Below are 25,243 nucleotides of genomic sequence, written 5' to 3' on the forward strand. Positions count from 1 at the left end.
CGGCGGGCGCGGACACCCGGACCGACGCGGCGGACCGCGCCCGGTGCGCCTCCACCGGCCGCCGGTCGTAGGGCATGCCTTGACAAACCCGCCCGCCGGCTGAAGGGAAGGCTGGGATGAGGGGCGGGGGAGGTCTGGTGACGTCGTTGGTTGCCTCGCTCGCCCGGCCGCCGGGTTGGAGGGGGGTCGGTATTCGGGGAGGTGTGGTGGCCTGCGCTGCCGGCCGGCGGTTCGCGCGTCGGCTGTGTACAACTCGCCGTTGTGGTTCGGACTGTGGGTAACCCCTGGCCCGTGCGGTGGAGGGCGCCGGGCTTGTCGGTGCCCTCCGCTAGCGTGGAAATCGGGGGCTGCTCAGTGCGTCCGCGTTGCGGGATCGGTCTTCTCCACTAGCTGTGGGCCCATGACCATGCGTACAAAGGACGTCAGAGGTGATGGCCGATGGTGTTGCGGTACGGGAGGCGGCGCCGGTGGGCGGTGGTCGCCGCCGTTGCCTCTGTGCTTGTCTCCGTGCCCTCCGTTGTTGCCGCTCTCTCGCCCGCCGGGGCGGCCGTTGATCCCGAGCGGCTTCGGGCCCTTGTGCTGGGCTCCGCCGAAAAGCCGTACCAGGGTTACGCCGAAAGCGCCGGGTCGCTCGCCCTTCCGGAGCTGCCGAACCTCGGGGCCGTCACCGCCCTCTTCTCGATGCGGACGCCGATGCGGGCCTGGTACGCCGGGCCCGATCGGTACCGCGTCGACATTCTCGGGACCGCCGGTGAGCACGATGTCTACCGGCTGCCCGATGGGGAATACACCTGGGACTACGGGGACAACACGCTCACCGAGCTGATCGGTGAGCCGGCGCTCCGGCTGCCGCGGGCCGGGGACCTGCTGCCGCCCGAACTTGCGCGGCGGATCTTGCGGGCTGCGAAAGGCGACCCCGTCAGTGCGCTGCCGGGGCGGAACGTTGCCGGGGTTGCCGCGTCCGGGGTGCGGCTCGTGCCCGCCGATCCCGATACCACCGTCGGGCGGGTTGACGTCTGGGCGGATCCGGCGACCGGGGTGGCCGTGCGGGTCGAGGTGACCGCGCGGGGGCAGGACGCCCCGATCCTGGTCACCGAGTTCCTCCAGCTCGAGCAGACGACGCCGGTCGTCGAGGCGCCGCGGCCGGTGCTCGGGTCGGGGTTCAACGTCACCAGCGCGCCGGACGTCGCCGACACGCTCGGCGCGTTCGGCCAGGTTCCGCTGCCCACGTCGCTCGCCGGGCGGCCCGTCGTGTCGGAGAACTTCGGGGGCGTGCAGGGCGCCGCCCTCTACGGGCGGGGGCTGGCCGCCTTCGCCGTGATCGCCGTTCCGCGGACGGTGGCCAACGCGGCGGGTGACGCCGCCGGGAAGGCCGGTGGGGCGCAGGTCAAGCTGGCCGCCGGGAGCGTCGTGCAGCTGTCCATCACCCCGCTCTCGCTGGGCGTCGTGCGGTCGTCGGTGTCCCGGCGGTCCTACCTGCTCGCCGGGACGGTGACGCCCGGCGTCCTGAAGTCCGTCGCCGACGAGCTGTCCCGGCTGCGCCGGAGCGGCCCGTGATCGTCACGCGCGCGCTGACCAAGCGCTACGGCCGGACGGTGGCCGTCGACGCGGTCGACCTCGAAGTCCGCGAAGGCGATCGCTACGGCTTCCTCGGCCCCAACGGCTCGGGCAAGACCACCCTGGTCCGGATGCTGCTCGGCCTGGTCTACGCGACCGCCGGGGAGATCGAGGTGCTCGGGAAACCGGTGCCCAAGCGGGTCGCCGAGGTGCTGCCGGACGTCGGTGCGCTCGTCGAGGGCCCGGCCGCGTACCCGCACCTGTCCGGGCGCCGGAACCTGGCGCTGCTCGACGCCGCCGGCCGCGGGGGTGGCCGTCGCACGCGGCGCCGTCGCGTCGACGAAGCCCTCGAACAGGTCGGGCTGGGCGGGGTCGACCAGCGGCCGGTGAAGGCGTACTCGCTCGGCATGCGGCAACGGCTCGGGCTCGCCGGCGCCCTGCTGCGGCGGCCGCGGCTGCTGATCCTCGACGAACCGACCAACGGGCTCGACCCGCAGGGCATCAAGGAGATCCGCGAGCTGCTGGTCGCGCTGAACGCCGGTGGCACCACGGTGTTCCTCTCCAGCCACCTGCTGGCCGAGGTGGAGCAGCTGTGCACGCGCGTCGGCGTCGTCGACCGCGGCCGGCTCGTGCTGGAGGAGGACCTCGCGACGCTGCGCGCGGCCACCGGCCGGATCCTGGTCGGCACGCCGGACGCGGCCGAAGCGGCCGCGGTCCTCGACGGGCAGCTCGAAGCCCGCGACGGCGACCGGCTGGTCATCCGGCACGCCGATCCGGCGGCGCTGAACGCGCTGCTCGTCGAAGCGGGGGTGCGCGTGACGTCGATCCACGCCGAACAGCGGACGCTCGAGCAGGTCGTGCTCGACGTGACGGGTCCGGGCTCGGACCGGTTCGGGGCGGCCGGATGATCGGCGTCGAACTGCGGAAGCTCGCGCTGCGGCCGCGGGTCTGGTTCAGCGTGCTGCTGCTGTGCCTGCTGCCGGCGATCGTCGGCGTCTTCCTGGCGACGGCCGACTTCGCGCCGCCGCCCGGGCAGGGCGGGGCGTTCCTCTCGGCGGTGGTCAACGACGGCGCGCTGTACCCGGCCGCCGCGCTCGCCCTGGTGCTGCCGCTGTTCCTGCCGATCGCGGTCGCCGTCGCCGCGGGCGACGCGGTCGCGGGCGAGGCGGCCACCGGCACCCTGCGCTACCTGCTGGTGCGGCCGGTCGGCCGGACCAGGCTGCTGGCCGCCAAGATGGTGGCGCTCGCGGTGTACGTGACCGCGGCGATCGTCATCGTGGTGCTGACGTCGCTGGTGCTCGGGGTGATCCTGTTCGGCACCGGCGGCACACCCGGCGTCGCGGGCCCGGGCGGGCAGCCGGCCGGCGTGACGTCGCTGTCCGGGCAGTCGCTCAGCTCCTCCGCGCTCGGCCTGCGGCTGCTGGGCGCGGTGACCTACATCGTCGTGTCGCTGCTCGGGTTCGCGGCGATCACCCTGTTCCTTTCGACGGTGTCCGATTCGGCGCTGGGGGCCGCGCTGGGCGGGCTGGCCGTGCTCATCACGAGCACGGTGCTGGAGACCCTGGACGCGGCCGCGTCCGTGCGGCCCTACCTGCCGACGCACTACTGGCTGTCCTGGATCGACTTCTTCCGCGATCCGGTGCTGTGGCGCAACATCGACCACGGGCTGCTGCTGCAGGCCGGCTACATCGTGGTGTTCTTCGGGGCCGCGTGGGCGAACTTCGCGACGAAGGACGTCACGAGCTGAGGCACTCCGTGGGCGCTTCGAGCGCGGTGGTGCCGAGGGCCTGCAGGACGATCTCGGTGACGGCGGGGTCGGTGGGCAGGTCGCCGTGGCCGGCCGGGTTGCCCGGGCAGACCTGCTGGAGGGACACGTTGACGGCGCCGTCGACCCGGGCGGAGTCCGGCGGCGTCACCGTCTCGTCGTTGTCGGTCCAGAGCGAAAGCCACGGCAGGCCCGGCGGGAGCGGCTGCTTGGCCAGCTCCTGTAGGAGGCTGCTGCCCGGCGCGAGCTGGACGCACGCGGTGGGACAGCCGCCGGGGACCAGCGCGCCACCCGCCGTGGCCAGGCCGGTGCCGTGCATCGGCGCGCCGAGCGTCACGACCCGGCGGGCCTGGTGGTCGCCGTTCTCCCGGCCGACCCACAGCCGCACCACGATCCCGCCGGCCGAGTACCCGACGACGTCGACCGAGGGCGCGCCCTGCTCGTAGGCCTTCTCGACGGCTTCGGCGAGGACGGCGGCCTGTTCGACGAGGTCGCCGGTGCCGTCGCCGGCCAGGGTGAGCACTTCGGCGGTCCGGCCGGTGGCCTGCCGGATCCGCTCGGCGAGGGTTTCGAGCGCACCCCGGCCACCGCCGTAGCCGGGGACCAGCAGCACCGGGCCGGGCTTGTTCTGGTCCGGCGTCCCGGCGTCCGGCGCGGCCTTGGCCCCGGACGCGGCGACGAGCGCGGCGACGACCACGGCCACCACGGCGACGGCGACACTGCTCAGCATCAGCCGCCGCCGCGGGCTGAGCCCGCCCCACCAAGCCGTGATCCGCACAGCTCCATGATGACCCGGCTGCCGCTCGGCCGGTGTGATGGAAGCCGGAACTCGCGTGATCGAGCCCGGAGCTCGCGTGATCGAGCCCGGAACTCGCGTGTCTGGAGCCGTCACGGCCCGGATCACGCGAGTTCCGGCCGGAATCACGCGAGTTCCGGCTTCGGGTCCGGCTGAGCCGATCCGGTGAGAGGGCGGGACTTTCCGAACCGGGCCCAAGGCCGGTGTCGTGTGCCCGGTGGGAGTGGTGGAGATGGGTCGGATTGTCGTGCTCGTCGTGCTGGTGGTGGAGCTGGTCGGGTGCGGCCCGCCGGTGGTGGAGGTCCGGGGGCGGGCGCAGCCGGTGCCGGTGCGCACCGGCGCGCCCCCGGGCGAACTGCTCGGGGACACGCCGGTCGCGCCGGGCCGAACCGTCGTGAAGCTCTAGTTGAACGGGTCGAGCGTCAGGTAGGCCGTCGCCGGGTTGCCGTCGTTGACCAGCGACTCGTAGTGGCCGACGTCGTCGAAGGCGAAGGCGTACGCCTTGCCGTCGGCCATCTGCGCGTGGATCTTGCGCGCGTACTGGTTGGTCACGGCGTCCTGGTAGAAGCCCGCGGAGCTCGGGTCCGGCTGGTTCGCGTTGGTCAGCAGCGTCGAGCGGTTGAAGCCCGCGCAGAGCGTGCGCGAAATCTGGCCGCGGACGTCGTTCGGCGCGTCGAGGTTCTTGTAGCAGCCGAAGACGCTGTCGGAGTCCGGTTTCTGGAACGCCGTCACGAACCCGCCGGAGGTGTTCGTGAAGTTCATGGTGTTGCCGGAGACCCGGCCGTAGTACTTGACGTTCGGCTGGTCGGCCACCGGCGTCACGGTCAGCGTCGACGAGCTGTACTTCGTCCAGACGCGGTCGATGTAGTCCTGCAGCACGTTCGAGGGCAGCGCGCCGGCTTCGATGCCGTGGGAAGGCGCCAGCGCGCGCAGGACCGTGCCGTCCGAGCGCGTCCGGATCAGGTTGGCCCAGCCGCCCGGCTGGCCGCGCAGCGCGGTGTAGAAACCGTTGTAGCCGCCCGGTTTCAGGTGCCCGGTGCTCTTCGTGGTGCCGCCCACGGGCTGGACGCCGACCGCGTACGGCGCGGAGAACATGTCCACCTGGGTGCTGTTGATCCAGAGGCCGCCGTCGTTGAGCGTGTACTCCGACCAGTTGAAGAGGATGCCGGCGTTGGGGTCCGACGGGTTCTGGACCGCCGGCTGCACCAGGCCGCCGGTGGCGAGCTTGAACACCAGCTTCTGCCCGTAGGAGAAGTAGATCCGGCCGGAGAACTTCGGGATCCGGATGGTGATCGACTGGCCGTTCGCGGGGCCCGGGATCGACGCGTCGGGCGCCGGGATCGGCGGCACCGCGCCGCCGGGCCAGGCGTGGAACGTGCCGTTCGCGTCCGCCCAGCCCTGCTGCCCGGTCGCCAGGTTCGTGCCCAGGTCGTAGAGGTAGACGGGATCGCCGCGGCCGGAGTTGTTGGTGATCTTCAGGGGGATGGTGGCCGGCACCGCTTCGGCGGCGGGGGCGGTCGCGGCGGCCACCGCGAGGGCCGCGGCCAGCACCACCAGCCGTTGCCGGACGGACGTCTTCGTGCGCACGGGCGCCTCCTCGTCGAGGCCGATGATCGCAAGTTGTTCAGACCATTTCAGCGTCGGCGGCCCGGCGAGCGGTTGTCAAAGGCTGATAATCATCGTCCCCCGTCCGGACCAGCGGCCGCCGCTGCGCCGCCACGACGGCGCCCAGCACGATCACCGCGCCCAGCAGCTGCCACGGCGTCAGCCGCTGGCCGAGCACGAGCCAGCCGAGCAGGGTGGCCACGACCGGGCTCAGCAGCCCGAGGAACGTCACGTGGGTGGCGGACAGCGCGCGGATCCCGCGGAACCACAGGGCGTACGCGAACGCGGCACCGATCAGCGCGAGGTAGGCGTAACCCGCGAGGTTCGCCCCGGACAGCGACGCGGGCGGCGCGCCCTCGACGGCCAGCGCGACCGGCACGAGCACCAGCCCGCCCGCGACGAGCTGCCAGCCGGTCGTCGCCAGCAGCGGGGCGGGGGACGTCCAGCGCTTGCTCAGCACGACGCCGGTGGCCATCACGACCGCGCCGCCGGCCGCCGCGGCGACGCCGATCGCGTCGAGCCGCGCCGACGACTGCAGGACCAGCAGGCTGACGCCGGCCACGCCGGCGATCCCCGCGAGCACGGTGCGCCGGGTCAGGCGTTCGCCGAGCAGGCCGGTGGACAGACCGGCGACCAGCAGCGGCTGCAGGGCGCCGAGGGTGGCGGCGACCCCGCCGGGCAGCCGGTAGGCGGCGACGAACAGCAGGGCGAGGAACGCGCCGATGTTCAGCGTGCCGAGCACCAGCGACCGCCACCACCAGTCGCCCTTCGGCAGGCGGCGGGTGAGCGCGACCAGCAGCAGGCCGGCGGGCAGGGCCCGGATGACGGCGGCGAGCAGCGGGCGGTCGGGCGGCAGGAACTCGGTGGTGACGAGGTAGGTGGTGCCCCAGATGGCCGGGGCGAGGGCGGTGAGGAGGAGCTGTTTGTTTAGCATTAAGGTAGATTACCTCAGTACTAAGGTAACTAGCTAGCCTTTCACTTACCACTAAGGCATCGGTTACGCTGTGCAGATGGCCGACCACGTGGACCGGGTGCTCGCGCAGTGGCACGCCGAGCGCCCCGACCTCGACGTTTCCCCGATGGCGGTGATCGGCCGGCTGTCCCGGCTGAGCGCGCTGGTCGACGCGGAGCTGCGCCGGACGTTCGCCCGCCACGGCCTGGACCGCGCGACGTTCGACGTCCTCGCGACCCTGCGCCGCAGCGGGCCGCCGTACCGGCTGACCCCGACGGAACTGATGCGCTCGGCGATGGTGACGTCCGGGGCGATCACCCAGCGCCTGGACAAGATGGAGGCCCGGGGCCTGGTGGAGCGCACCCCGAACGAGGCGGACGGCCGCGGGGTCCGGGTGCGGCTGACCGAGGCCGGCGGCGAGGTCATCGACCGGGCGCTGCCCGAGCACGTCGAGACCGAGCACCGCATCCTGGCCGCGCTGGACGCGGGGGAGCGGGAGGAGCTGGCGTCGACCTTGCGGACGCTCTTGGAAAGCCTGGGTGGTTCGGCTCCCTAGGAGATCTGCCGGACCGGCTCGCCGTTCAGCAGCAGGTCCAGGTCGATCCGGCCCCCGGCCGCGGCCAGTACCGCGTCGACCGCCAGGTCGACGTCGAGCTTGCGGCCGTGCTGGTCGGCGTACGCGCGCATCAGGTTCCCGATGTGGCGTTCCGGGTTGCGCCACGACGGCCACCGCAGGGACGCCTGCTTCGCCAGCTTCGTGAAGTTCGACTGGCGCACGGTCGCCTCCAGCAGCCACTCCAGGTAGACGCGCATCGCGTGGAACGCCGGGTGGGCGGGGGTCGCCACCGGGCCGTGGCCGGGGACGAGGGTGCGCGGGCGGAAGGTGTCCTGGAGCCAGTCGAGCGCGTCGAGCCAGCCGGGGATCGAGCCGTGCACCGCGATCGGGGTGTCGCCGATGCACACCAGGTCGCCGGCGAACAGCGTGCCCGACCGCGGCTCGTGCACCACCAGGTCGCCCGCCGTGTGCGCGACGCCCGGGACCGCCACGACGTCGACCGTCGCGCCGCCCAGGTCCAGTTCGTGCCAGCCGGTCACCGGGTGGACCACGTCGGGTGACGGCGGCTCGAGCACGCCCCACCGCGTGTACGTGAAGACGTTGCCGTACGTCTGCGGGCCGGCCTTGACCAGCTCGAGGCTGCCCGGGGCGGCCAGCGCGGTGCCGCCCTCGCGCAGGGCGACCCCGAGTCCGTTGTGGTGTTCGCCGTGCGCGTGCGTGATGACGACGGTGAGCTCCTGGTCGCCGGCGTACTTGCGGACGTCGCGCACCAGTTCCAGGGTCGCCTGCTCGGTGCCGCAGGTGTCGATCAGCGCGACGCCCTCGGTGCCCTGGATCCAGCCGCTGTTCGCGACGAACCACTCGGCCGGGCTCTTCACGTACGCCACCACTCCGGGCCGCGCGTGCCGGAGCGGGACGATGTTCGATCTGACGGCCGGCATGCTTTCCTCCCCTGAACGGACGATGCGGTTAACGACGGTGCCCGGGTCAGGTTGCGCGGATTCCCCCTGGAATGTTTCCCCAATTTCGGTCGGCCGACCGGTCGAGAATTTTTCGGATTCGCCGGGGACCGGGTCTTGACAGTCGATCACAACCGTCGATACTGGTATATACCTTTATGGGAGGGTCCGGGAGAAAAAATCCAGGGGGACTTCGCGCTCGTGGGCCGACGGAAGGTCTGAGGGGTCCTTCCGTCGGCCGCGCGAAGGCCGGTCACCGGCATGTTGACACAGATACTGGTACGAACCAGTATGTCTCCTGCCGGCCGGGAGGAGAAAAATGACGGGGGCACACGTCCGCATCGACAACCGGCTCATCCACGGTCAGGTCACCGTCGCGTGGACCCGCCGCCTCCGCGTGCGCCGGCTGGTGGTCTGCAACGACGACGTCGCCGCCGACGAACTCCAGCGGGTGCTGCTCCCGCAGGCCGCCCGCGGGTTGCCCACCGACGTGCTGTCGGTCGAGGCCACGCTCGCCGGGGAACCCGGCGCCGGCGCCATGGTCATCGCCAAGCACCCCGGGGACGTCTTCCGCCTCGTCGAGGGCGGGCTGCGGCCCGAGGTCGTCAACGTCGGCAACGTGGCCCCCCGGCCGGGGGAGCCCGCCACCATGGTCACCCGCTCGGTCGCGGTCACCGCGGACGAGGCCGACGCCTACCGCAAGCTCGCCGCCACCGGCATCCCGCTCGTCACGCAGCTGCTCCCGCAGGACAAACCCGCCGATTTCCTCTCCCTGCTCGACCGGAAAGGGCTCTAGCTCCGCATGCTCGTCGCGCTGGCCCTGACCCTCTGGGCGATCTACTGCACGTACGACGGCCTCGGGCCGTTCCTCATCTACGCCCAGCGCCCGCTGATCGCCGGCTCGGTGGCCGGCCTGATCACCGGCCACCCGCTGCTCGGCCTGCTGATCGGCGCCACGCTGGAGCTGGCGGCGCTGGGTGTCTACACCTACGGCGGCGCCACCATCCCGGACTACCAGACCGGCGCGATCGTCGGCACCGCGCTGGCCGCGGGCGCCGCCGGGGCCCCGGCCGCACAGGCCGCGATCGGCATCGGCGTCGGGCTGCCGGCCGCCATCCTGCTCGCGGCGCTGGACCCGGTCGGCAAGATGGTCACCACCGCGCTGGTGCACCGCGCCGACGGCTACGCCGCCGACGGCAACGCCCGCGGCCTGGCGACGATCCACTGGGTCAGCCTGGTCCCGTGGGTGGCCGTGCGGGCCGTCCCGACGTTCCTCGCCGCGCTGGCCGCCTCCGGCGGGCTGGTCAAGGACATCACCGCGAGCATCCCGGCCGGGTTCGTGCAGGGCATGACGCTGGCCGGGTCGCTGCTGCCGGCCGTCGGCTTCGCGCTGCTGCTCGGCATGATGGAGCTGTCGCGGTACTGGTACCTGCTGCTCATCGGGTTCGTCGGGTTCGCCTACCTGCACCTGCCGGTGCTGGGGATCGCGCTGATCGGCGTCGCGGTCGCGATGCTCTTCGTGACGCTGAAGCGCGACGAACCGGCGATCGCCGTGCCCGAACCGGCCGCGGAAGAGTCCACAGTGGACCCCCGGCTGACGAAACAGGACCTGCGGCGGGTGTTCCGCCGGTACTTCTGGTCGAGCCAGATCTCCTGGAACTACGAGCGGATGCAGGCGCTCGGGTTCGCGTACTCGATGGAACCGGTGCTGCGCCGGCTGTACCCGGAGAAGGCCGACTACGTCGCCGGCCTGCAGCGGCACCTGCAGTTCTTCAACACCTCGGTGCTCGTCGGCGGCCCGCTGATCCTCGGCTCCAGCGTCGCGCTCGAAGAAGCCGGCACGCCGAAGTCGGCGGCGAGCACGAAGGTCGCGCTGATGGGGCCGATGGCCGGCATCGGCGACACCGTCGTCTTCGCGCTCTACAACAGCATCATCTTCACCATGGGCGCCTCGTGGGCGCTGCAGGGCAACTGGCTCGGCCCCGCCTTCGCCGCGGTCATGGTGCTCGTGCCGTACGCGCTCGTCCGGCGCTGGCAGTTCTCCTTCGCCTACCGCGAGGGCAAGCGGCTGGCCGGGCACCTCGCGGCCGGTGCGCTCGCGCGCGTCGCCCAGGGGGCGACCGTGCTCGGGTTCGTCGTCCTCGGCGGGTTCATCCCGTCGATCGTCAAGGTCGTCACCACGCTGACCTACCGGCAGACCACCACGGTCCAGGGGCAGCCGGTGACGCAGGCGGTGGCGATCCAGGACCGGCTCGACGAGCTGCTCCCGTTCCTGCTCCCGGTGCTCGTCACCGCCGGGGTGTACCTGCTGACGGTCAAGGCGCGGCTGCGGCCGGTCTGGGTCATCGGCATCGTGGTCGTGGCCGGGGTCGTCCTGGGGTGGCTCGGCTGGTTCGCGCCATCGGCCCCGGCGAAGAGTTAGGGGGATCCGCCCATGTCCGTCCCGATCATCCTCGCCGGCCACGGCCGGCTGCCGTCCGGCGTGGGGGAAGCCGCCGAGATGATCCTCGGCCCGCAGGCGCGGCTCAAGGTCTGCGAGCTGAGCCCGCGCGACAGCCCGGAGGAGTTCGGCGCCCGCGTGCTCGTGCTGGCCGGCGACGCCCCCGGCGTGCTGGTGCTCGCCGACCTGCACGGCGGTTCGCCGTTCAACGCCGTCCGCACGCTCGCCGCCGGGCACCCGCGAATCCAGCTGGTCTCCGGGCTGAACCTGCCGATGCTGCTGGAAGTCCTGCTGCACACGACCGACGACGTCACCGAGCTCGCGGGGGTGGCGCGCGCCGCCGGTCGCGACGGCGTCGTCGACGTCCTGGAATCGACCTGGTGACCGCCGCGCTCCTGCTCGCCGCGCAGGACGTCCGGATCACGCCGGGGCCCGGGCACCCGCTCGGCGGCTACCTGGCCCGGCACGGCGTCGCGACGGGCACGCACGACGACCTCGAAGCGTCGCTGATCTGGCTGTCCACCGAGGACGACCCCGGCGTGGTGTGGGTGGCGCTCGACGCCCTCGCCGTCGACGCGCGCCTGACCCGCACCCTGGCCGACGCCGTCGCCGCGGCGGTGGAGATCGACCCGGACCGGGTGCTGGTCTGCGCGTCGCACACGCATTCCGGGCCCGAGGGCTGGACCGGCCCGCTGCACCCCGGCCTGCCGGGACAGCGGGACGCCGGGCTGGTCGGCGGCATGGCCGAGAAGGTCACCGGCGCCGCGCTGCGGCTGCGGGCCTGCCGGAGCCGCGTCCGGGCCCGCTGGCACGCGGGGTCGACCGGCGCCGTCGGCGGCAACCGCTACCGGCCGGACGGGCCGCACGACACGTCGTTCGGGGTGCTGGAGCTGCGCCGCGACGACGGGAGCCCGGCCGCGCTGCTGTTCGACTACGCGAGCCACCCCACCGTGCTCGGGCCGGACAACCTCGCCTGGTCAGCGGACTGGCCGGGGGCGACCCGCCGCGAGCTGGCCACCCTGGTCGGCCAGCCGGTGGCGGCGTTCCTGCAGGGCGCGGCGGGCGACGCCAGCTCCCGGTTCGTCCGGCGCGGCCGCGACCACGCCGAGGTCCGCACGCTCGGCGGCCACCTGGCGACGTCGATCGCGCGCACGCTGGCGGCGGTCTCGCCCCCGCCCGCGACGGCCGGCCCGGTCCGGCTGACGCGGTCGACGCTGCACCTGCCCTACCGCGACATCCCGTCGCTCGAGGACAGCCTCGAGCTGCGCCAGGTGGCGGAGGAGGAGTGGCAGCGCGAGCTGGCCCACCACGGCGAGGACCACCCGGCGGTCCGCATCGCGCAGACCCGCTACGAGGGCTGCGCGATGCTGGCGACGATGGCGGCGGGCGGGCGGCCGACGGGCTGCGCGGAGGTGCCGGTCAGCGTGGTGTCGCTGGGGGAGGTCGCCTGGCTGCACACGCCGTTCGAGCTGTTCGCGTCGCTGGGCCTGCGCATCCGCCGCGGCAGCCCGTTCCGCCACACCCGCGTGATCGGCTACACGGACGGCTACCTGGGGTACCTGCCGGACGCCGACGGCCACCGCGACGGGATCTACGAGTCGTACGTGACGCTGTTCGCCCCGGAGGCGGCGGACCAGCTGGTGGAGCACTGCCTGAAGGTCCTGCGGGCGCACCAGGTCAGCCGCTGCTAGGCCGGCGGCGGAGCGGGGAGCCGAAGCGGACCGCGGTGACCCCGAGGACCCCGGCGCCGCCGAGCACGAAGGCGGCGGGGACCGCCGGGTCGACCCTGTGCGGCCCAGCCGCCTCACCAGCGGCAGCGCATACCCGACCAGGCCGAACACCGACACCCCGAACGCCCCGGGCTGCCGTTCTTCGTACGCGGACAGGACCGCGAGCACTGCCGCCGTCGTGGTGAACGAGGCCAGGAACCAGCCGTCGCCGGGGGGTGCCCGATCAGGTCGCCGGGCTGCGGCGTGCCTGGGTGAAGACCGTGTAGCGGTCGGCCCGGTACAGCGACCGGCCCGCTTCGATGACGCCGCCGCTCTGGTCGTGCAGCGTGCCTTCGATGATCAGGCACGGCTGGGTGGCTTCGATGCCGAGCAGGGCGGCGTCGTTGCTGTTGGGCAGGACCGCGGAAATCGCGGTGTCGTTCCACTCCGGGCGCACGCCCCAGCGTTCCTCGATCGTGCGGTGCAGGGACTGGGTTTCCCAGTCGAACAGCTCGATGTCCGGGAACCGGTCGACGGACAGGTTGGTGCGCTCGACCGCGAACGGCTCGTCCTCGACGTAGCGGAGGCGTTCGAGCCGGAACACCCGGGCGCCCGGCGGCACGTTCAGCCGGCCCGCGATCCGCGGACCCGCGCTTTCGACCTCGGCGTGCAGCACCTTCGTCTTCGGCACGACGCCGCGGGCCTGCATGTCCTCGGTGAACGAGGTCAGCATGTCGATGTGCGCGGCCTGCCGTTCGGCGGTGAAGGTCGCGGTGCCGTGCTGGCGGTACAGGACGCCGTCCGCGACCAGGCGGTTGATCTCCTGCCGCACGGTGCCGCGGGCCACCTGGAAGTGCTCGGCGAGGAACCGCTCGGACGGCATCAGCCGGCCCGGCCCGGCTTCGGTGGCGACGCCTTCCAGGATCTCCCGCAGCTGGTCGCCCTTCGGCCGCCCCGGCTGCAGCGCCTCCGGGAGGCGCAGATCGCTCGCGGGAACGTGTTTCGGACGGGGCATGTCTTCAGTATGTCGCGCGAGCGCCGGGGAAGTAACACCCGGCGCGGCTCAGCCGGTGGCCTCCTCGCCGAGCCGGTCGAGGAACTCCGCCGCCTGCGCTTCGCCCGTCACGTGCCCGACCGCGCGGTAGAGCGCCCGCGACTCCCGGGCCGTTCCCCCGGCCAGCATCGACCGGCCCGCCGCCGCCTGGACCGCGGCCAGCCCCAGCAATGCCTCGGCTTCCACCACCCGGAACCCGCCCGCCCGGGCGGCGTCCAGTGCCGCTCGCGCGTGTTCGCCCGCCTCGCCGGGACGCCCGTCGGCGGCGAGGACCCGCGCCAGCGTCGCGGCCGCCTCGGCCAGCTGGCCCCGCAGTCCCGACTCCGCCGTGAGCGAGCGGGCCTCGCGCAGGACGCGTTCGGCCGCACCGAAGTCACCGCGGCTCTCCTCCGCCCGGCCCAGTGCGATCAGCGCCGCCGCCTCGACCTGGCGGTCGCCGTCACGGCGGACGCACGCCAGGGCCGCCTCCGCCGTCGCCACCGCCGCGGCGTGGTCGCCGCGGGCGATCTGCAGGGCGCTCACCACGTTCAACGCCGTGGCCTCGCCGAAGCTGGAGCCCAGGTCGCGGAACGCCTGCAGGGCCTGGTCGAGGATCTCCCCGGACTCCGCCAGCCGTCCGGTGGCCATGAGCACCCAGCCGAGGTCGGCGAGGTTGGCCGCCTCCCAGAACGCCAGGTCCTCCTTGCGGGCCAGCGCGATCGCCTCCACCAGGCAGTCCTCGGCCTGCTCCAGCCGGCCCAGCTGCCGGTAGTGGCAGCTCAGCGAGTTCAGCGCCAGTGCCTCGCCCGACCGGTTGGCCAGCTCGCGGAACAGCTGGATCGCGCGACGGCTGTGCTCGACCGCCTCGGACAGCCGCCCTGTCCACTCCAGCATCGCCCCGAGGTTCGCCACCGCCGTGGCCTCGCACTGCCGCCACCCGCACGCGCGGCTGGCCAGCACCGCCTTCTCCGAGTGCCGGATGCCGGCCTCGTGCTGGCCCTCGCGGAAGTACGCCCCGCCGATGGACAGCTCGACCAGCGCTTCGGCGGGCTGGGCGCCGTGGTCCTGCGCCGCGCGCAGCACGATCGGGGCCAGCTCGAGCCACTCCGCCCGGCGGCCGTGGTCGTGGAAGAACCGCCGCAAGGCGTCGGCGAGGTACCAGGCACCGGGGTACGGCCCGCGGGCCGCGGCCTGCCGCAGTGCCGCCGAGAGGTTCGGCACCTCGACGTCCAGCCAGGCCACGGCTTCGGCGGCGCCGGCGAAGACCACCGGGCTCGGCGCCGACGGCGCGTCCTCGCGGGGCAGCGCCACGATCCGCGCGCCGAGCAGCGCGACGGCGGCGTCCGCGGCCGCGCAGTAACCGGTGAACAGCCGCTCCCACGCCGCCTCGCGCGCGGGCTCGTCCTCCTCGGCGCGGACGCACTGCTCGGCGTAGCGGCGGGCGAGGTCGTGGAAGCGGTACCGGCGGGGCGCGTGCGCCTCCAGGAGGTTCGCCGCGATCAGCCCGCGCAGCCGCCGGGTCGCCGGCTCGGTCGGCGTCTCGAGCAGGGCCGCCGCCTCGACCGCCGTGAAGTCGGTGCCCGGCACCAGCGCGAGCAGCCGGAACGCCTGCCGCAACGCGGGCGCCAGCGCCTGGTAGGACACCGAAAACGCCTTGGCGACCGCGCTTTCGCCGTCGAAGCCGAGGTGGGCCAGCGGGTCGCCGCGCAGCTCGTCGACCAGCTCGCCGATGCTGGCGACGCCGGTGTTCGCCGCGGCGATCCGCAGGGCCAGCGGGTGGTGGCCGCACAGGCGGGCCAGCTCGGCCGCCGCTTCCGGCTCCGCCGCGGTCCGGTCGCCGAGCAGCGCGGTCAGCAGCGCGCGGGAGTCGGCCTCGCGCAGCTGCACCAGGCCCAGCGACCGCGCGCCGACGCGGGCGACCAGCTCGTCGAGCCGGTGGCGGCTGGTCACCAGCACCCGCCCCGACGACGGCAGCAGCGGCAGCACCTGTGCGGTGTCGCGGGCGTTGTCCAGCACCACCAGTGCCTGCCGGTCGGCCAGCAGCGACCGGTAGAGCTTGCTCTGGTCGTCGACGCCGGGCGGGACGTCCCGCAGGTCGACGCCGAGGGTCCGCAGCAGCTGGGCGAGCGCGGCGGCGGGCGTGAGCGGCTCGTCGTCGGCGTCGAACCCGCGCAGGTTCACGTACAGCTGGCCGTCGGGGTAGCGGGTCCGGGCGGTGTGGGCCCAGTGCACGGCCAGCGCGGTCTTGCCGACGCCGGCGGTGCCGGTGATCACCCAGACGTCGCCGGGTTCGTCGAGCGCGGCCAGCTCGGGTGCCCGGCCGGCGAACCCGCGCACGTCCAGCGGCAGCTCGGCGGGCCGCGGGGCGACCGGGGCGGGCGGGGCGGGCTCGCCTTCGCCGCGCAGGATCCGCATCCGCAGGTCCTGCAGGGCCTGGCCGGGTTCGATGCCCAGTTCGCCGACCAGCAGCTCGTGTGCCCGCGCGTACATCTCGAGGGCCTCCGGGGTGCGGCCGCAGCGGTGCAGCGCGAGCATCAGCGCGGCCCGGAGGCGCTCGCGGAACGGGTGCTCGTCGACCAGCCGCCGCAGCTCCCCGACGACCTCGCCGTGGCGGCCCGCGACGAGTTCCTGCTCGTACAGCTCCTCCAGCGCGACGAGCCGGCGCTCGGCCAGCGCCGGGCCCTCGTACTCCGCCAGCGCCTCGCTCACCCCGCCGAGCGGCGTGCCCTCCCACAGCGCCAGCGCGGCCCGCAGGTGCGTGACGGCGTCCGCCCCGGAGCTCGCCCTGGCCTTGGCCACTTCGGCGTCGAACACGTCGAGGTCGCGGTCGCCCGGGGCGACTTCGATGAGGTAACCGGGCGCGCGCCGCACGATGACGTCGCGGCCGAGCAGCTTCCGCAGTTCCGAGATGTGCACCTGGAGCCGCCCGCGGACGCTCGGCGGCGCGTTTTCGCCCCAGGTCAGGTCGATGAGCCTGTCCTCGGTCACCACGCGGTTGGCGTTCAGCAGGAGCGCGGCGAGCACCGAGGTCTGCTTCTGGCCGCCGGGGCGGATCGGGCCGCCGTTGCCGAGGACGGTGACCGGTCCGAGCAGGCGGTAGCGCACGTGATGCCCCCCGGAAGACGGACCGAAGCGAAACGGAAGTGCCGTGATCGACCATATCCCCGGGCAGGCTGGAAGGGAGGCCACGGGTGGACCGAGACGACGTGCAGCGTCTGTTGTTCGTCTGCTTCCCGGACGCCGGGGAAGCCGCCGGCCGCTACCGGGCCTGGCGCGATCCGCGGATCGCGGTGCAGGTCGTGGAGCTGCCGGGCCGGGGCGAACGCCGGGACGAGCACCCCTACCGGGACATGTGGCTGCTGGTCGAGGCGCTGGCCGGGGAGCTGGCCGGAGCCCTCGAGAGCCCGCACGTGCTGTTCGGCGCGGGGCTGGGCGCCCTGGTCGCCTACCGGCTGGCCCAGCGCCGGGTGGCCGCGGGACTGGGGGTCCCGCGGGCACTCGTCGTGGCGCACCAGGCGCCGCCGTCCCGTGCCGCGCGGGCGGTGCCGGAACAGGCGGGCCGCGCCGACGTCAGCCTGCTGGCCAGCGACGCGCACCTGCCGGTGGCGCCGCCGCTGCCGTCGCCGATCCGGGGGTTCGGCGAGCCGCATGTGATGACCGGCTGGGGGGAGCACACGAGCGCCGGGTTCGTGCTGACGCCGGCCAGGGCGCAGGACAGCGCGGCGCTGCTGCGTGACGCCGTCCTGCGGTCGGCCCACCTGATCTCCGCCATGGCGGAGCAGACGCCGGCACCCAAGCTGACCGGGACGTAGCCCGTCCTCGAGTCCTCGCCGTGGATCGACCAAGCGCCCGAAGGCGGCCTTGGTTGCGTCTGACGCACCGAAGGCCACATCGGGGCGCTCTGGCGTGACAATGTACAAGCGCTGTTATAGTTGCCGGGTGATGCGGCCATGCCCCTGACCCGCGCCTTCGTCGACCTCACCCCGCTGCGCACCTCGCCCCCGTTCCGGCGGCTCTGGCTGGGCCGGGTCTTCTCCGGCTTCGGCTCCCAGATGACGCTCGTCGCCGTGATGTTCCAGGTCTGGGAGCAGACCCGGAGCACCGTGTGGACCGGGGCCGTCGGGCTCGCGCAAGCGCTTCCCCTCATCGTGTTCGGCCTGTTCGCCGGTTCGCTCGTGGACCGCGTCGACCGGCGGAAGGTCGCCCTGGTCGCGACGACCGGCCAAGCCGTCTGCTCGGTTTTCCTGGCGGTGCAAGGGTTCCTCGGCGACGTGCCGGTGGTCGCCGTGCTGGGCCTGGTGGCGGTCCAGTCCTGTTTCGTCGCGTGTGGCGGCCCCGCCGCACGCACCTTCATCCCGCGGTTGCTGCCGCCGGAGCAGCTGCCGGCCGGCCTGGCGCTGAACCGGATCGCCTTCCAGGGCGCGATGCTGCTCGGCCCGGCGCTCGGCGGGCTGGTCCTCGGCTGGGCCGGTGTCGGCGGCTGCTACCTGGTCGACGCGCTCACGTTCGGCTTGGCCTTCTACGGCCTTTCCGGCCTCCCGGCGATGCGGCCCGGCGGCGAGCCTTCGCGGCCAGGGCTGGGCGGCGTGCTCGACGGGCTCGCCTTCCTCGTGCGGACGCCGGTCGTGCGGGGTGCGCTGCTCACCGACCTCGCGGCCATGGTGCTGTCCATGCCGATGAGCCTGTTCCCGCTGGTGAACGCCGAGCGCTTCGGCGGCGACCCGCGGACGCTCGGGTTGTTCCTCTCGGCCGTCGCGGTCGGCGGCGTCGCGGCGTCGGTGTTCTCCGGGACGTTCACGCGCCGATCGCGGCCGGGGTGGGTGATGCTCGCGGGATCGGCCGGCTGGGGCGCCGCGTTGACGGGGTTCGGCCTGGCGCCGGACCGGTGGCTCGGGCTGGCCTGTCTCGTCGTCGCGGGCGCGGCCGACACGGTCGCGGTGGTCTCGCGGAGCGCGCTGGTCCAGCTGGCGACCCCGGACGCCCTGCTCGGCCGGGTGTCGGCGGCCGAGCAGATCGTCGGCCAGGCGGGCCCGGACGTCGGCAACCTGCGCGGCGGCCTCGTCGCGGGTGCGGCTTCGGGGGCGTTCGCGTTGGTCAGCGGCGGGCTGTTGTGCGTGGTGGCGGTGGCGCTGGTGGGTGCGGTGACGCCGGGATTGCGCCGCTTCGCGACGCCCGTCGAGACCGCGGCGGGTGGTTAGCCGGCGTTCCGCCTTCTCGGCGAACCTGCGCCGAACATCCACCCGCTTTCCCGGGGATCCGCCGGAATCCGTTCTCCTCGGCGTCCGGATCCCGGACGCCTTGGGAAAGCGCCCTGGTGACGGTCCCGCTGCTTCGCGGTCTGGGGGCCTCCGAGCAGCACCCCGGCCGGACTTTCCGGCGCCGGCGGAGCGGCCGGCCTTCGCGCGCGCCGGGCCGGAGATCCAATTCGGGTAAATCCGTTCTCCTGGCTCGGGAATTGAGCATGAGAATCAGTTTTCCGCCCTGGTATCCGGTTGGCGATTAATGGATGTTCGCCGTTTTTGATTGTTCTTTTCCGGGGTGGGGCGGTCGATCTGGCGTGCCGGTACCCGGGGGTGAGGGGTTACTCCAAGCAGTCGGTTGGCCACTCGGTGGCGTTACGACGATCAGCGCAACCCGAGCTTGTCACCTGGGGTGGCAAGATCACGATAATCAACGCCTATGCGTAGGTTACTTTCCGTCGGTCGCGTCCACCCTGTCAGTGGGTTACCCGTTGGCTCTCTTGTCACTCTTTCGCGTGAACCTGGCGTGATGTATTTCTCGGCAACGCATTTGCGGGCCGGGAAATCGTCATCTACAGTCCCGCTGATCACGGCCGAACGAGCCGTATTCCGTGGTCCCCATAATCTTCTCCGAGGAGTGGCATGCTTCATCGCGCCTCGACCCGCCGGCTCACCGTGCTCGCCCTGGTCGCCGTTCTGCTGACCGGGTGCAGCCAGCTCAAGAGCCCCGCCGCCGCCGGTGACGTCGAAAAGCCGTCGATCCGGGTCGCGATCCTCACCACCGTCGACCTCGCGCCGCTCTGGCTGGCCCAGGAGGGCGGGTACTTCAAGGCCGAGGGCCTCGACGTGCAGGCCGACGTCGGCACCAGCGGGCAGGAAACGCTCAGCCGGATGACGAGCGGCCAGGACGACCTCGCGCTGTCCACCTACACCCTGTTCTTCCTGGCCAAGAGCAGTGGCTCGGCGGACGTCAAGCTGGTCACCGACGGGACGTCGGCGAGCCCGCGCAGCAACGAGGTCGTCACCGTGCCGAACTCGCCGGTGAAGACGGTGGGCGACCTCTCGGGCAGGCGGATCGCCATCAGTTCGAAGAACGCCGCCTCGGACGTGCTGACCCGGTCGGTGATGCGCGACCACGGGGTCGACCCCGGCAAGGTGCAGTGGGTGCCGATGCCGCTGCCGGAGATGAGCGCCGCGCTGGCGCAGGGCCGGGTCGACGCGGCCTACCAGCCGGAACCGTTCCTCACCCAGGCCGCCCGGACCGCGGGTGCGTTCCCGGTCATCGACGCCGCCAGCGGCAGCACGCAGAACTTCCCCCTCACCGGCTACGGCGCCACCGCCAAGTGGGTCCAGGACCACCCGAAGACGATGCGGGCGTTCCAGCGCGCGATGCTCAACGCCACGCGCGCCGCGGTCGACCGGGCGCGGATCGAACCGCTGGTCGTCCGCAACGCCAAGGTGGACCAGGACATCGCGAGCCTGATGGTGATGCCCACCTTCGGGTCCAGCCTGGACGCCCGCCGCATCCAGCGGGTGCCGGACCTGCTGCAGCAGCTCGGCGTCATCCAGACGAAGATCGACGCCTCCTCGATGATCGCCCCGCAGACCGGCACCGGCTGAGCCGGCGGCCGGTTGCCGAAAGGGCGGGTGCGCCTCGCGCACCCGCCCTTTTTCGCGCGCCAGGACTTCTCGTGACCGGCCGGTGTGCCGAAATTTTCAGACCGCCGGCGCTCGTCCGGTTTCGGTGATTCGTGCCTTGACACGGCCGCCGCCGCAGCCCACCCTCTTCATACCGACCGCGCGGTACGGCGTTGTCCACATGGTGGGAGAGGAATGTCGTCGATGACACCTCCGGGTGAAGACCTGCTCGTGGCCGACGGCCTCACCGTGCGCTTCGGTGGTCTCACCGCGCTGCACGACGTCCACCTGAGCGTCGACGCCGGCACCGTCGTGGGGGTCATCGGGCCCAACGGCGCGGGCAAGACGACGTTGTTCAACGTCGTCTGCGGGTTCGTCCGGCCCCAGGAGGGCCGCGTGCTGTGGCGGGGACGCCCGCTCGTCCGCCACCGCCCGGAGCACCTCGCCCGGCTCGGGATCGTCCGGACGCTGCAGGGTCTCGGGCTGTTCCCCGGGCTGACGGTGCTCGAAAACGTGCTGGCGGGCGCGGGCCGCCACGCCCGGACCGGCGTGCTCCCGGCCCTCGTCGGCGCCGGCCGCTCGGCCCGCGACGAAGCCGAGCTGGCCGGGCGGGCCCGGGCGACCCTCGGCGAACTCGGGATCGCCGACCTCGCCGACCGGCTGCCCGGCGTGCTGCCCTACGGCGTGCGCAAGCGCGTGGCGCTCGCGCGGGCGCTGGTGGCCGAACCCGAGCTGCTGCTGCTCGACGAACCCGCGAGCGGGCTCTCGTCCGCCGAGCTCGCCGAGCTCTCGAAGCTGATCCTCTCCCTGCGGCGCCGGATGGCGGTCGTGCTCGTCGAACACCACATGGACCTGGTGATGCAGGTCTGCGACCGGGTGGTGGTGCTGAACTTCGGCGAGGTGATCGCCGCGGGCAGCCCGGCCGAGATCCAGGCCCACCCCCGCGTGGCCGAGGCCTACCTCGGCGACCCCGCCGAGGAGGCTTCCGGTGCTTGAGATCGAAGAGCTGTCCGTGGCCCACGGCGCGGTCCGCGCGCTCGACGGCGTCGGGATCACCGTCGAGCGCGGCGGGATCACCGCCGTGCTGGGGGCGAACGGGGCCGGGAAGACCACCCTGCTGCGCACGATCAGCGGCCTGCAGCCCGCCCGCGCCGGCCGGATCGCCTGGGACGGCACGGAACTGACCGGGCTGGCGCCGGACCGGATCGCCCGCGGCGGCATCGCGCTCGTGCCCGAAGGCGGCGGCGTCATCACCGAGCTGACCGTCGAGGAGAACCTCCGGCTGGGCGCCCTGTGGCGGCGGGACCGCGCCGACCGGGCCGCCGCGCGGGCGGAGGTGTACGAGCTTTTCCCGGTCCTGGAGCAACGTTCGGCGAAACCCGCATCGACGCTCTCCGGCGGCGAACGGCAGATGCTCGCCATCGGCCGGGCGCTGATGAGCCGGCCGTCGCTGCTGCTGCTCGACGAACCGTCGCTCGGCCTCGCGCCGCTCGTCACCGCCCGGATCATGGGCATCCTGCGCGACCTGCGGGCCTCGACCGGGCTCACCGTCGTGCTCGTCGAGCAGAACGCGCACTCCGCGCTGTCCATCGCCGACCGCGGGTACGTCCTCGCGCTCGGCCGGGTGGTGGCCGTCGACACCGCGGCGGAACTGCTGGCCGACGACGGCCTCCGCCACGCCTACCTGGGTTTCTGAACGACACGGAGGTAACGGTCCGGTATGCAGGACTTCTTCGACCTGACCCTCGGCGGGATCTCGGCCGGCGCGGTGTACGCGGCGCTCGGGCTCGCCCTGGTCATCATCTACCGGGCCACCCGGGTGGTGAACTTCGCGCAACCCGCCCTCGCCCTGATCTCCACCTACCTCGCGTACTCGGTGACGAAGGCGACGGGCAGCTACTGGCTCGGCTTCGCCGTCGCCATCGTCGCCGGGACCGCGCTGGGCGTGGCCACCGAACGGCTGCTGATCCGGCCGCTGCGGCACCGCTCCGAGCTGAGCTCGATCATCGTCACGCTCGGGCTCCTGCTGGTGCTGCAGGCGGTCGCGGGCATGATCTGGTCCAACGAGCCGCTGGCGTTCCCGTACGCCTTCGACTTCCGCGGCCGGTTCTCCGCCAACGACCTGTTCGTCGTGCTCGTCGTCGTGGCCATCGCCGCGCTGGTGCTGGTGGTGTTCAAGTACACGCCGCTGGGCCTGCGGATGCGCGCCGCCGCGTTCGCCCCCGAAGTGGCGCGGACGCTCGGCGTGCGGGTCGGGCTGATGCTCACCGCCGGCTGGGGGCTGGCCGCGGCCGTCGGCTCGCTGGCCGGGCTGCTGGCCACGCCGCCGTTCCTCTTCCCCAACGTGCTGGACGGCGTCTTCGTCTACGCGCTCACCGCGGCGGTGCTCGGCGGCCTCGACAACCCCTTGGGCACCATCGCCGGCGGGTTCGTGCTCGGCGTCGGACTGTCCTATGTGTCCGGCTACTTCGGACCGGAGACGGTGACGATCGCCGCGCTGGCCATCCTGGTGGTCGTGCTGACGCTGCGGCCCAGCGGGCTGTTCGGCCGGGCCAAGGTGAGGCGGGTATGACCGTCCGCACCCAACCGTCCGAAGTCGTGGTGGCTCCGGAGAAGAAGTCCCGCACGCTGCCGCCGCTGCTCGTCCACGCGCTCGCCGCGCTGGGCGCGTTCGCGGTGGTCGTGCTGCTGACCCTGGTCACCGACGAGTTCACCAACCTGCGCCTGGCGACCATCGGCTACTACCTGATCGCGGTGGCCGGGCTGACCCTGCTCACCGGCCTCACCGGGCAGGTATCGCTGGGGCACGGCGCGTTCATGTTCATCGGTGCCTACACGGTCGCGCTGCTCGTGCGGCGGGTGCCGTCGTTCCCGCTGTGGGCCGACCTGCTGCTGGCCTCGGCCGCCGGCGGGCTCGCCGGGCTGCTGGCCGGCGCGGCGGCGGCCCGGCTGCGCGGCCCGTACCTCGCCGGCGCGACCCTCGCCTTGGCCGTCGGCCTGCCCGCGCTGACCCGGAAGTTCCCCGGCTTCCTGGGCGGCAGCAACGGGTTGAGCTTCACCGTCCACAGCAGACCGGCCGGGGTCGGCGTCCCGGAACTGCGCTGGCAGACCTGGATCGTCTGGCTGAGCGTGCTGCTCGCGCTCGTGCTGGTGGTGAACATCGTCCGCGGCCGGCTCGGGCGGGACTTCCGCGCGGTCCGCGACGACGAGGTCGCCGCCGCGCTGAGCGGGATCGCCGTCGGGCGCACGAAGATCCTCGCGTTCCTGGTCAGCGCGGTGTGCGGCGGGCTGGCCGGTGGCCTGCAGGCGTTCCTGCTGGGCACGGCCGCGCCGGGCTCGTTCACGCCCGCGCTGTCGCTGAGCCTGCTGGCCGCGGTGGTGCTGGGCGGGCTCGGGTCCCTGTGGGGCGCGCTGTGGGGCGCGGTCGCGCTCGTGTACTTCCAGGCCTGGTCCGAAGACCTCGCCGACGTCCTGCACCTGAACACCGACGTGGCCAACAACCTCCCCCTCGCGGTGTACGGCGTGATCCTCATCGTCGTCGTGCTCGCCTTCCCGCGCGGCATTCAAGGCGGTTTCCAGCGGCTCCGCGTGCTTCTCCGCAAGCCCGCCCAGAAGAAGGAGAACCATGAGAACCACTAGGTACGGCGCGGGATTCGTCGCCCTCGCCCTGGCACTGGCCGCGTGCGGCGGCGCGGGGGAGAGCGACGGGGGCGGGCCGCAGGCCGCCGATTCGGCGGTCGGCGTCACGAAGGACACCGTCGTCATCGGCACGCACCAGCCGCTCACCGGCCCGGCCGCGCCCGGGTACAGCAAGATCTCCGCCGGCGCCCGCGCGGTGTACCAGTCGATCAACGACGGCGGCGGGATCAACGGCCGCAAGATCGAGTACAAGGTCGAGGACGACGGCTACAACCCGACGAAGACCGTCGAGGTCGTCAAGAAGCTCGTCCTGCAGGACAAGGTCTTCGCGATCGTCGGCGGGCTCGGGACGCCGACGCACTCCAAGGTCGTGGACTACCTGAACGCCGAAGGCGTGCCGGACCTGCTGGTGTCCTCGGGCGCGCTCGCCTGGGACGACCCGCAGAAGGCGCCGATGACCTTCGGGTACCAGGTGGACTACACGCGGGAAGGCAAGATCCAGGGCAAGTACGTCAAGGACACCCTGGCCGGCAAGAAGGTCGGCTACTTCACGCAGAACGACGACGTCGGCCGCGACACCCAGGCCGGGCTCGACCAGTTCGTCAAGGACCAGGTCGTCGCCCGGCAGGGCTACGACAGCGCCAACACCGACGTCACGCCGCAGCTGTCCGCGCTCAAGGCGGCCGGTGCCGAGGTCGTCGTCTGCGCGTGCATCCCGGCGTTCACCGCGCTGTCGATCCTGGCCGCGGCGAAGATCGGGTACAAACCGCAGTTCGTGGTGAGCAGCATCGGCGCGGACCCGGCGACGCTGTCCGGGCTGCTGCAGGACTTCGCCAAGCGGGGTGGCGCCAGCGTCTCCAGCGGGCAGCTGCTGGCCGGCCTGATCGGCACCGGGTACCTGCCGGACGTCGCCCAGACGGCGGACCCGTGGGTGGCCTACTTCAAGGGCATCCACGACAAGTACCTCGCGAAGGAGCCGTTCACCAACACCGTGCTGTTCGGCATGGTGCAGGCCTACACGTTCGGGCAGGCGCTCAAGGCGGCCGGGCCGGACCCGACGCGGCAGAAGGTCGTCGACGCGATGAGCTCCGGCGCGCTCAAGGGGCCGGGCCTGACGCCGTTCGGGTTCTCGAAGGACTCGCACGCCGGCTACACGGGCGCGTACGTGTTCAAGATCAACCCGGACACCACGACGACGGTGCTCCAGCCACCGGCGGTCACCGACCGTGGCACCGGCGCGATCACGCCGTACTCCGGTGAGCGCGCCACTCCGGAGCAGGTGAACCTGGTGAGCAAGTGACGACCGGGCCGGCTCGTGGGCGTCGCGGGCCGGCCCGTCCGCTCACATAGGGTG

Annotated in this window: 23 protein-coding genes; 17 read left to right on the forward strand and 6 right to left on the reverse strand. The window is 72.9% G+C overall.

What is annotated here, in order from left to right; genetic code table 11:
* Nucleotides 1-507 precede the first annotated feature (507 nt).
* Genes ACWEGE_RS34250 through ACWEGE_RS34260 form a run of 3 tightly spaced genes read left to right on the forward strand, consistent with a single transcriptional unit; the run spans nt 508 to nt 3,304 of the window.
* Nucleotides 508-1,557 carry a hypothetical protein gene (locus ACWEGE_RS34250; protein ID WP_449664614.1) on the forward strand — a complete coding sequence of 350 codons (1,050 nt, stop codon included), beginning with the start codon at nt 508-510 and terminating at the stop codon, nt 1,555-1,557.
* Nucleotides 1,554-2,465, forward strand: coding sequence for an ABC transporter ATP-binding protein (locus tag ACWEGE_RS34255; RefSeq protein WP_449664615.1), 912 nt, complete (start codon nt 1,554-1,556; stop codon nt 2,463-2,465). The genes ACWEGE_RS34250 and ACWEGE_RS34255 overlap by 4 nt, the downstream gene beginning before the upstream one ends.
* Nucleotides 2,462-3,304, forward strand: a complete 843-nt coding sequence (locus ACWEGE_RS34260) for an ABC transporter permease (protein ID WP_449664616.1) — start codon at nt 2,462-2,464, stop codon at nt 3,302-3,304. The genes ACWEGE_RS34255 and ACWEGE_RS34260 overlap by 4 nt, the downstream gene beginning before the upstream one ends.
* Here ACWEGE_RS34260 and ACWEGE_RS34265 read toward each other — a convergent pair.
* Nucleotides 3,294-4,100, reverse strand: a complete 807-nt coding sequence (locus ACWEGE_RS34265; RefSeq protein ID WP_449664617.1) for a PGAP1-like alpha/beta domain-containing protein — start codon at nt 4,098-4,100, stop codon at nt 3,294-3,296. The two genes, ACWEGE_RS34260 and ACWEGE_RS34265, sit on opposite strands and share 11 nt — an antisense overlap.
* A 250-nt stretch (nt 4,101-4,350) precedes the next feature.
* Here ACWEGE_RS34265 and ACWEGE_RS34270 point away from each other — a divergent pair, with 250 nt between their 5' ends.
* A complete protein-coding gene (locus ACWEGE_RS34270) occupies nt 4,351-4,524 on the forward strand; it encodes a hypothetical protein (RefSeq protein WP_449664618.1) in 174 nt (57 codons plus the stop codon).
* Here the strand turns inward: ACWEGE_RS34270 and ACWEGE_RS34275 are convergent.
* The gene (locus ACWEGE_RS34275; RefSeq protein WP_449664619.1) at nt 4,521-5,705 is read right to left on the reverse strand and encodes a glycoside hydrolase family 64 protein; all 1,185 of its coding nucleotides are present in this window, start codon (nt 5,703-5,705) and stop codon (nt 4,521-4,523) included. The two genes, ACWEGE_RS34270 and ACWEGE_RS34275, sit on opposite strands and share 4 nt — an antisense overlap.
* Before the next feature lie 37 nt (nt 5,706-5,742).
* Nucleotides 5,743-6,657, reverse strand: a complete 915-nt coding sequence (locus ACWEGE_RS34280; protein ID WP_449664620.1) for an EamA family transporter — start codon at nt 6,655-6,657, stop codon at nt 5,743-5,745.
* Nucleotides 6,658-6,733: 76 nt separating this feature from the next.
* On the opposite strand from ACWEGE_RS34280, the gene ACWEGE_RS34285 reads away from it, so the two are divergent.
* Nucleotides 6,734-7,231 carry a MarR family winged helix-turn-helix transcriptional regulator gene (locus ACWEGE_RS34285; protein ID WP_449664621.1) on the forward strand — a complete coding sequence of 166 codons (498 nt, stop codon included), beginning with the start codon at nt 6,734-6,736 and terminating at the stop codon, nt 7,229-7,231.
* On the opposite strand, the gene ACWEGE_RS34290 is transcribed toward ACWEGE_RS34285, so the two are convergent.
* The gene (locus ACWEGE_RS34290; RefSeq protein WP_449664622.1) at nt 7,228-8,172 is read right to left on the reverse strand and encodes an MBL fold metallo-hydrolase; all 945 of its coding nucleotides are present in this window, start codon (nt 8,170-8,172) and stop codon (nt 7,228-7,230) included. The genes ACWEGE_RS34285 and ACWEGE_RS34290 overlap by 4 nt on opposite strands.
* Before the next feature lie 337 nt (nt 8,173-8,509).
* Between ACWEGE_RS34290 and ACWEGE_RS34295 the strand changes: the two genes are divergently transcribed.
* The 4 genes from ACWEGE_RS34295 to ACWEGE_RS34310 are packed head-to-tail and all read left to right on the forward strand — an operon-like array spanning nt 8,510 to nt 12,321.
* Nucleotides 8,510-8,986, forward strand: a complete 477-nt coding sequence (locus tag ACWEGE_RS34295; RefSeq protein WP_449664623.1) for a PTS system mannose/fructose/N-acetylgalactosamine-transporter subunit IIB — start codon at nt 8,510-8,512, stop codon at nt 8,984-8,986.
* Between the two features lie 6 nt (nt 8,987-8,992).
* Nucleotides 8,993-10,612, forward strand: coding sequence for a PTS system mannose/fructose/sorbose family transporter subunit IID (locus tag ACWEGE_RS34300; RefSeq protein ID WP_449664624.1), 1,620 nt, complete (start codon nt 8,993-8,995; stop codon nt 10,610-10,612).
* 12 nt (nt 10,613-10,624) lie between these two features.
* A complete protein-coding gene (locus ACWEGE_RS34305; protein WP_449664625.1) occupies nt 10,625-11,014 on the forward strand; it encodes a PTS sugar transporter subunit IIA in 390 nt (129 codons plus the stop codon).
* On the forward strand, nt 11,011-12,321 hold the full coding sequence (locus ACWEGE_RS34310; protein WP_449664626.1) for a hypothetical protein: 1,311 nt from the start codon (nt 11,011-11,013) through the stop codon (nt 12,319-12,321). The genes ACWEGE_RS34305 and ACWEGE_RS34310 overlap by 4 nt, the downstream gene beginning before the upstream one ends.
* Before the next feature lie 262 nt (nt 12,322-12,583).
* Here the strand turns inward: ACWEGE_RS34310 and ACWEGE_RS34315 are convergent, their stop codons facing one another.
* Both ACWEGE_RS34315 and ACWEGE_RS34320 read right to left on the reverse strand, forming a co-directional pair.
* On the reverse strand, nt 12,584-13,354 hold the full coding sequence (locus tag ACWEGE_RS34315) for a GntR family transcriptional regulator (RefSeq protein ID WP_449664627.1): 771 nt from the start codon (nt 13,352-13,354) through the stop codon (nt 12,584-12,586).
* A 48-nt stretch (nt 13,355-13,402) separates the two neighbouring features.
* Nucleotides 13,403-16,477 (reverse strand): BTAD domain-containing putative transcriptional regulator, encoded by a 3,075-nt coding sequence (locus ACWEGE_RS34320; protein WP_449664628.1) that lies wholly within the window; start codon nt 16,475-16,477, stop codon nt 13,403-13,405.
* 86 nt (nt 16,478-16,563) lie between these two features.
* Here ACWEGE_RS34320 and ACWEGE_RS34325 point away from each other — a divergent pair, with 86 nt between their 5' ends.
* The 8 genes from ACWEGE_RS34325 (at nt 16,564) to ACWEGE_RS34360 (ending at nt 25,189) form a co-directional block, all read left to right on the forward strand.
* The gene (locus ACWEGE_RS34325; RefSeq protein ID WP_449664629.1) at nt 16,564-17,184 is read left to right on the forward strand and encodes a thioesterase II family protein; all 621 of its coding nucleotides are present in this window, start codon (nt 16,564-16,566) and stop codon (nt 17,182-17,184) included.
* Nucleotides 17,185-17,322: 138 nt separating this feature from the next.
* Nucleotides 17,323-18,570 carry an MFS transporter gene (locus tag ACWEGE_RS34330; RefSeq protein WP_449664630.1) on the forward strand — a complete coding sequence of 416 codons (1,248 nt, stop codon included), beginning with the start codon at nt 17,323-17,325 and terminating at the stop codon, nt 18,568-18,570.
* Nucleotides 18,571-19,254: 684 nt separating this feature from the next.
* Nucleotides 19,255-20,232, forward strand: a complete 978-nt coding sequence (locus ACWEGE_RS34335) for an ABC transporter substrate-binding protein (RefSeq protein WP_449664631.1) — start codon at nt 19,255-19,257, stop codon at nt 20,230-20,232.
* A gap of 222 nt (nt 20,233-20,454) precedes the next feature.
* Nucleotides 20,455-21,246 carry an ABC transporter ATP-binding protein gene (locus ACWEGE_RS34340; RefSeq protein ID WP_449664632.1) on the forward strand — a complete coding sequence of 264 codons (792 nt, stop codon included), beginning with the start codon at nt 20,455-20,457 and terminating at the stop codon, nt 21,244-21,246.
* Nucleotides 21,239-21,946, forward strand: coding sequence for an ABC transporter ATP-binding protein (locus ACWEGE_RS34345; protein ID WP_449664633.1), 708 nt, complete (start codon nt 21,239-21,241; stop codon nt 21,944-21,946). Before ACWEGE_RS34340 ends, ACWEGE_RS34345 begins: the two co-directional genes overlap by 8 nt.
* Before the next feature lie 24 nt (nt 21,947-21,970).
* Nucleotides 21,971-22,822: a branched-chain amino acid ABC transporter permease gene (locus ACWEGE_RS34350; RefSeq protein ID WP_449664634.1), complete on the forward strand. Its 852-nt coding sequence runs from the start codon at nt 21,971-21,973 to the stop codon at nt 22,820-22,822.
* Nucleotides 22,819-23,889 (forward strand): branched-chain amino acid ABC transporter permease, encoded by a 1,071-nt coding sequence (locus ACWEGE_RS34355; protein ID WP_449664635.1) that lies wholly within the window; start codon nt 22,819-22,821, stop codon nt 23,887-23,889. Before ACWEGE_RS34350 ends, ACWEGE_RS34355 begins: the two co-directional genes overlap by 4 nt.
* Nucleotides 23,876-25,189 (forward strand): ABC transporter substrate-binding protein, encoded by a 1,314-nt coding sequence (locus tag ACWEGE_RS34360; RefSeq protein WP_449664636.1) that lies wholly within the window; start codon nt 23,876-23,878, stop codon nt 25,187-25,189. The genes ACWEGE_RS34355 and ACWEGE_RS34360 overlap by 14 nt, the downstream gene beginning before the upstream one ends.
* The last annotated feature ends 54 nt before the right edge of the window (nt 25,190-25,243 follow it).

This window comes from Amycolatopsis sp. NPDC004747 (genome assembly GCF_053601335.1).

Excerpts from the sequence above, each read along its gene's own strand:
- ACWEGE_RS34295 (WP_449664623.1), top strand. The coding sequence starts at position 8,510 with ATGACGGGGGCACACGTCCGCATCGACAACCGGCTCATCCACGGTCAG.
- ACWEGE_RS34355 (WP_449664635.1), top strand. The coding sequence starts at position 22,819 with ATGACCGTCCGCACCCAACCGTCCGAAGTCGTGGTGGCTCCGGAGAAG.
- ACWEGE_RS34330 (WP_449664630.1), top strand. The coding sequence starts at position 17,323 with ATGCCCCTGACCCGCGCCTTCGTCGACCTCACCCCGCTGCGCACCTCG.
- ACWEGE_RS34315 (WP_449664627.1), bottom strand. The coding sequence starts at position 13,354 with ATGCCCCGTCCGAAACACGTTCCCGCGAGCGATCTGCGCCTCCCGGAG.
- ACWEGE_RS34305 (WP_449664625.1), top strand. The coding sequence starts at position 10,625 with ATGTCCGTCCCGATCATCCTCGCCGGCCACGGCCGGCTGCCGTCCGGC.
- ACWEGE_RS34350 (WP_449664634.1), top strand. The coding sequence starts at position 21,971 with ATGCAGGACTTCTTCGACCTGACCCTCGGCGGGATCTCGGCCGGCGCG.
- ACWEGE_RS34280 (WP_449664620.1), bottom strand. The coding sequence starts at position 6,657 with ATGCTAAACAAACAGCTCCTCCTCACCGCCCTCGCCCCGGCCATCTGG.
- ACWEGE_RS34335 (WP_449664631.1), top strand. The coding sequence starts at position 19,255 with ATGCTTCATCGCGCCTCGACCCGCCGGCTCACCGTGCTCGCCCTGGTC.
- ACWEGE_RS34285 (WP_449664621.1), top strand. The coding sequence starts at position 6,734 with ATGGCCGACCACGTGGACCGGGTGCTCGCGCAGTGGCACGCCGAGCGC.
- ACWEGE_RS34270 (WP_449664618.1), top strand. The coding sequence starts at position 4,351 with ATGGGTCGGATTGTCGTGCTCGTCGTGCTGGTGGTGGAGCTGGTCGGG.
- ACWEGE_RS34290 (WP_449664622.1), bottom strand. The coding sequence starts at position 8,172 with ATGCCGGCCGTCAGATCGAACATCGTCCCGCTCCGGCACGCGCGGCCC.
- ACWEGE_RS34360 (WP_449664636.1), top strand. The coding sequence starts at position 23,876 with ATGAGAACCACTAGGTACGGCGCGGGATTCGTCGCCCTCGCCCTGGCA.
- ACWEGE_RS34300 (WP_449664624.1), top strand. The coding sequence starts at position 8,993 with ATGCTCGTCGCGCTGGCCCTGACCCTCTGGGCGATCTACTGCACGTAC.
- ACWEGE_RS34260 (WP_449664616.1), top strand. The coding sequence starts at position 2,462 with ATGATCGGCGTCGAACTGCGGAAGCTCGCGCTGCGGCCGCGGGTCTGG.
- ACWEGE_RS34340 (WP_449664632.1), top strand. The coding sequence starts at position 20,455 with ATGACACCTCCGGGTGAAGACCTGCTCGTGGCCGACGGCCTCACCGTG.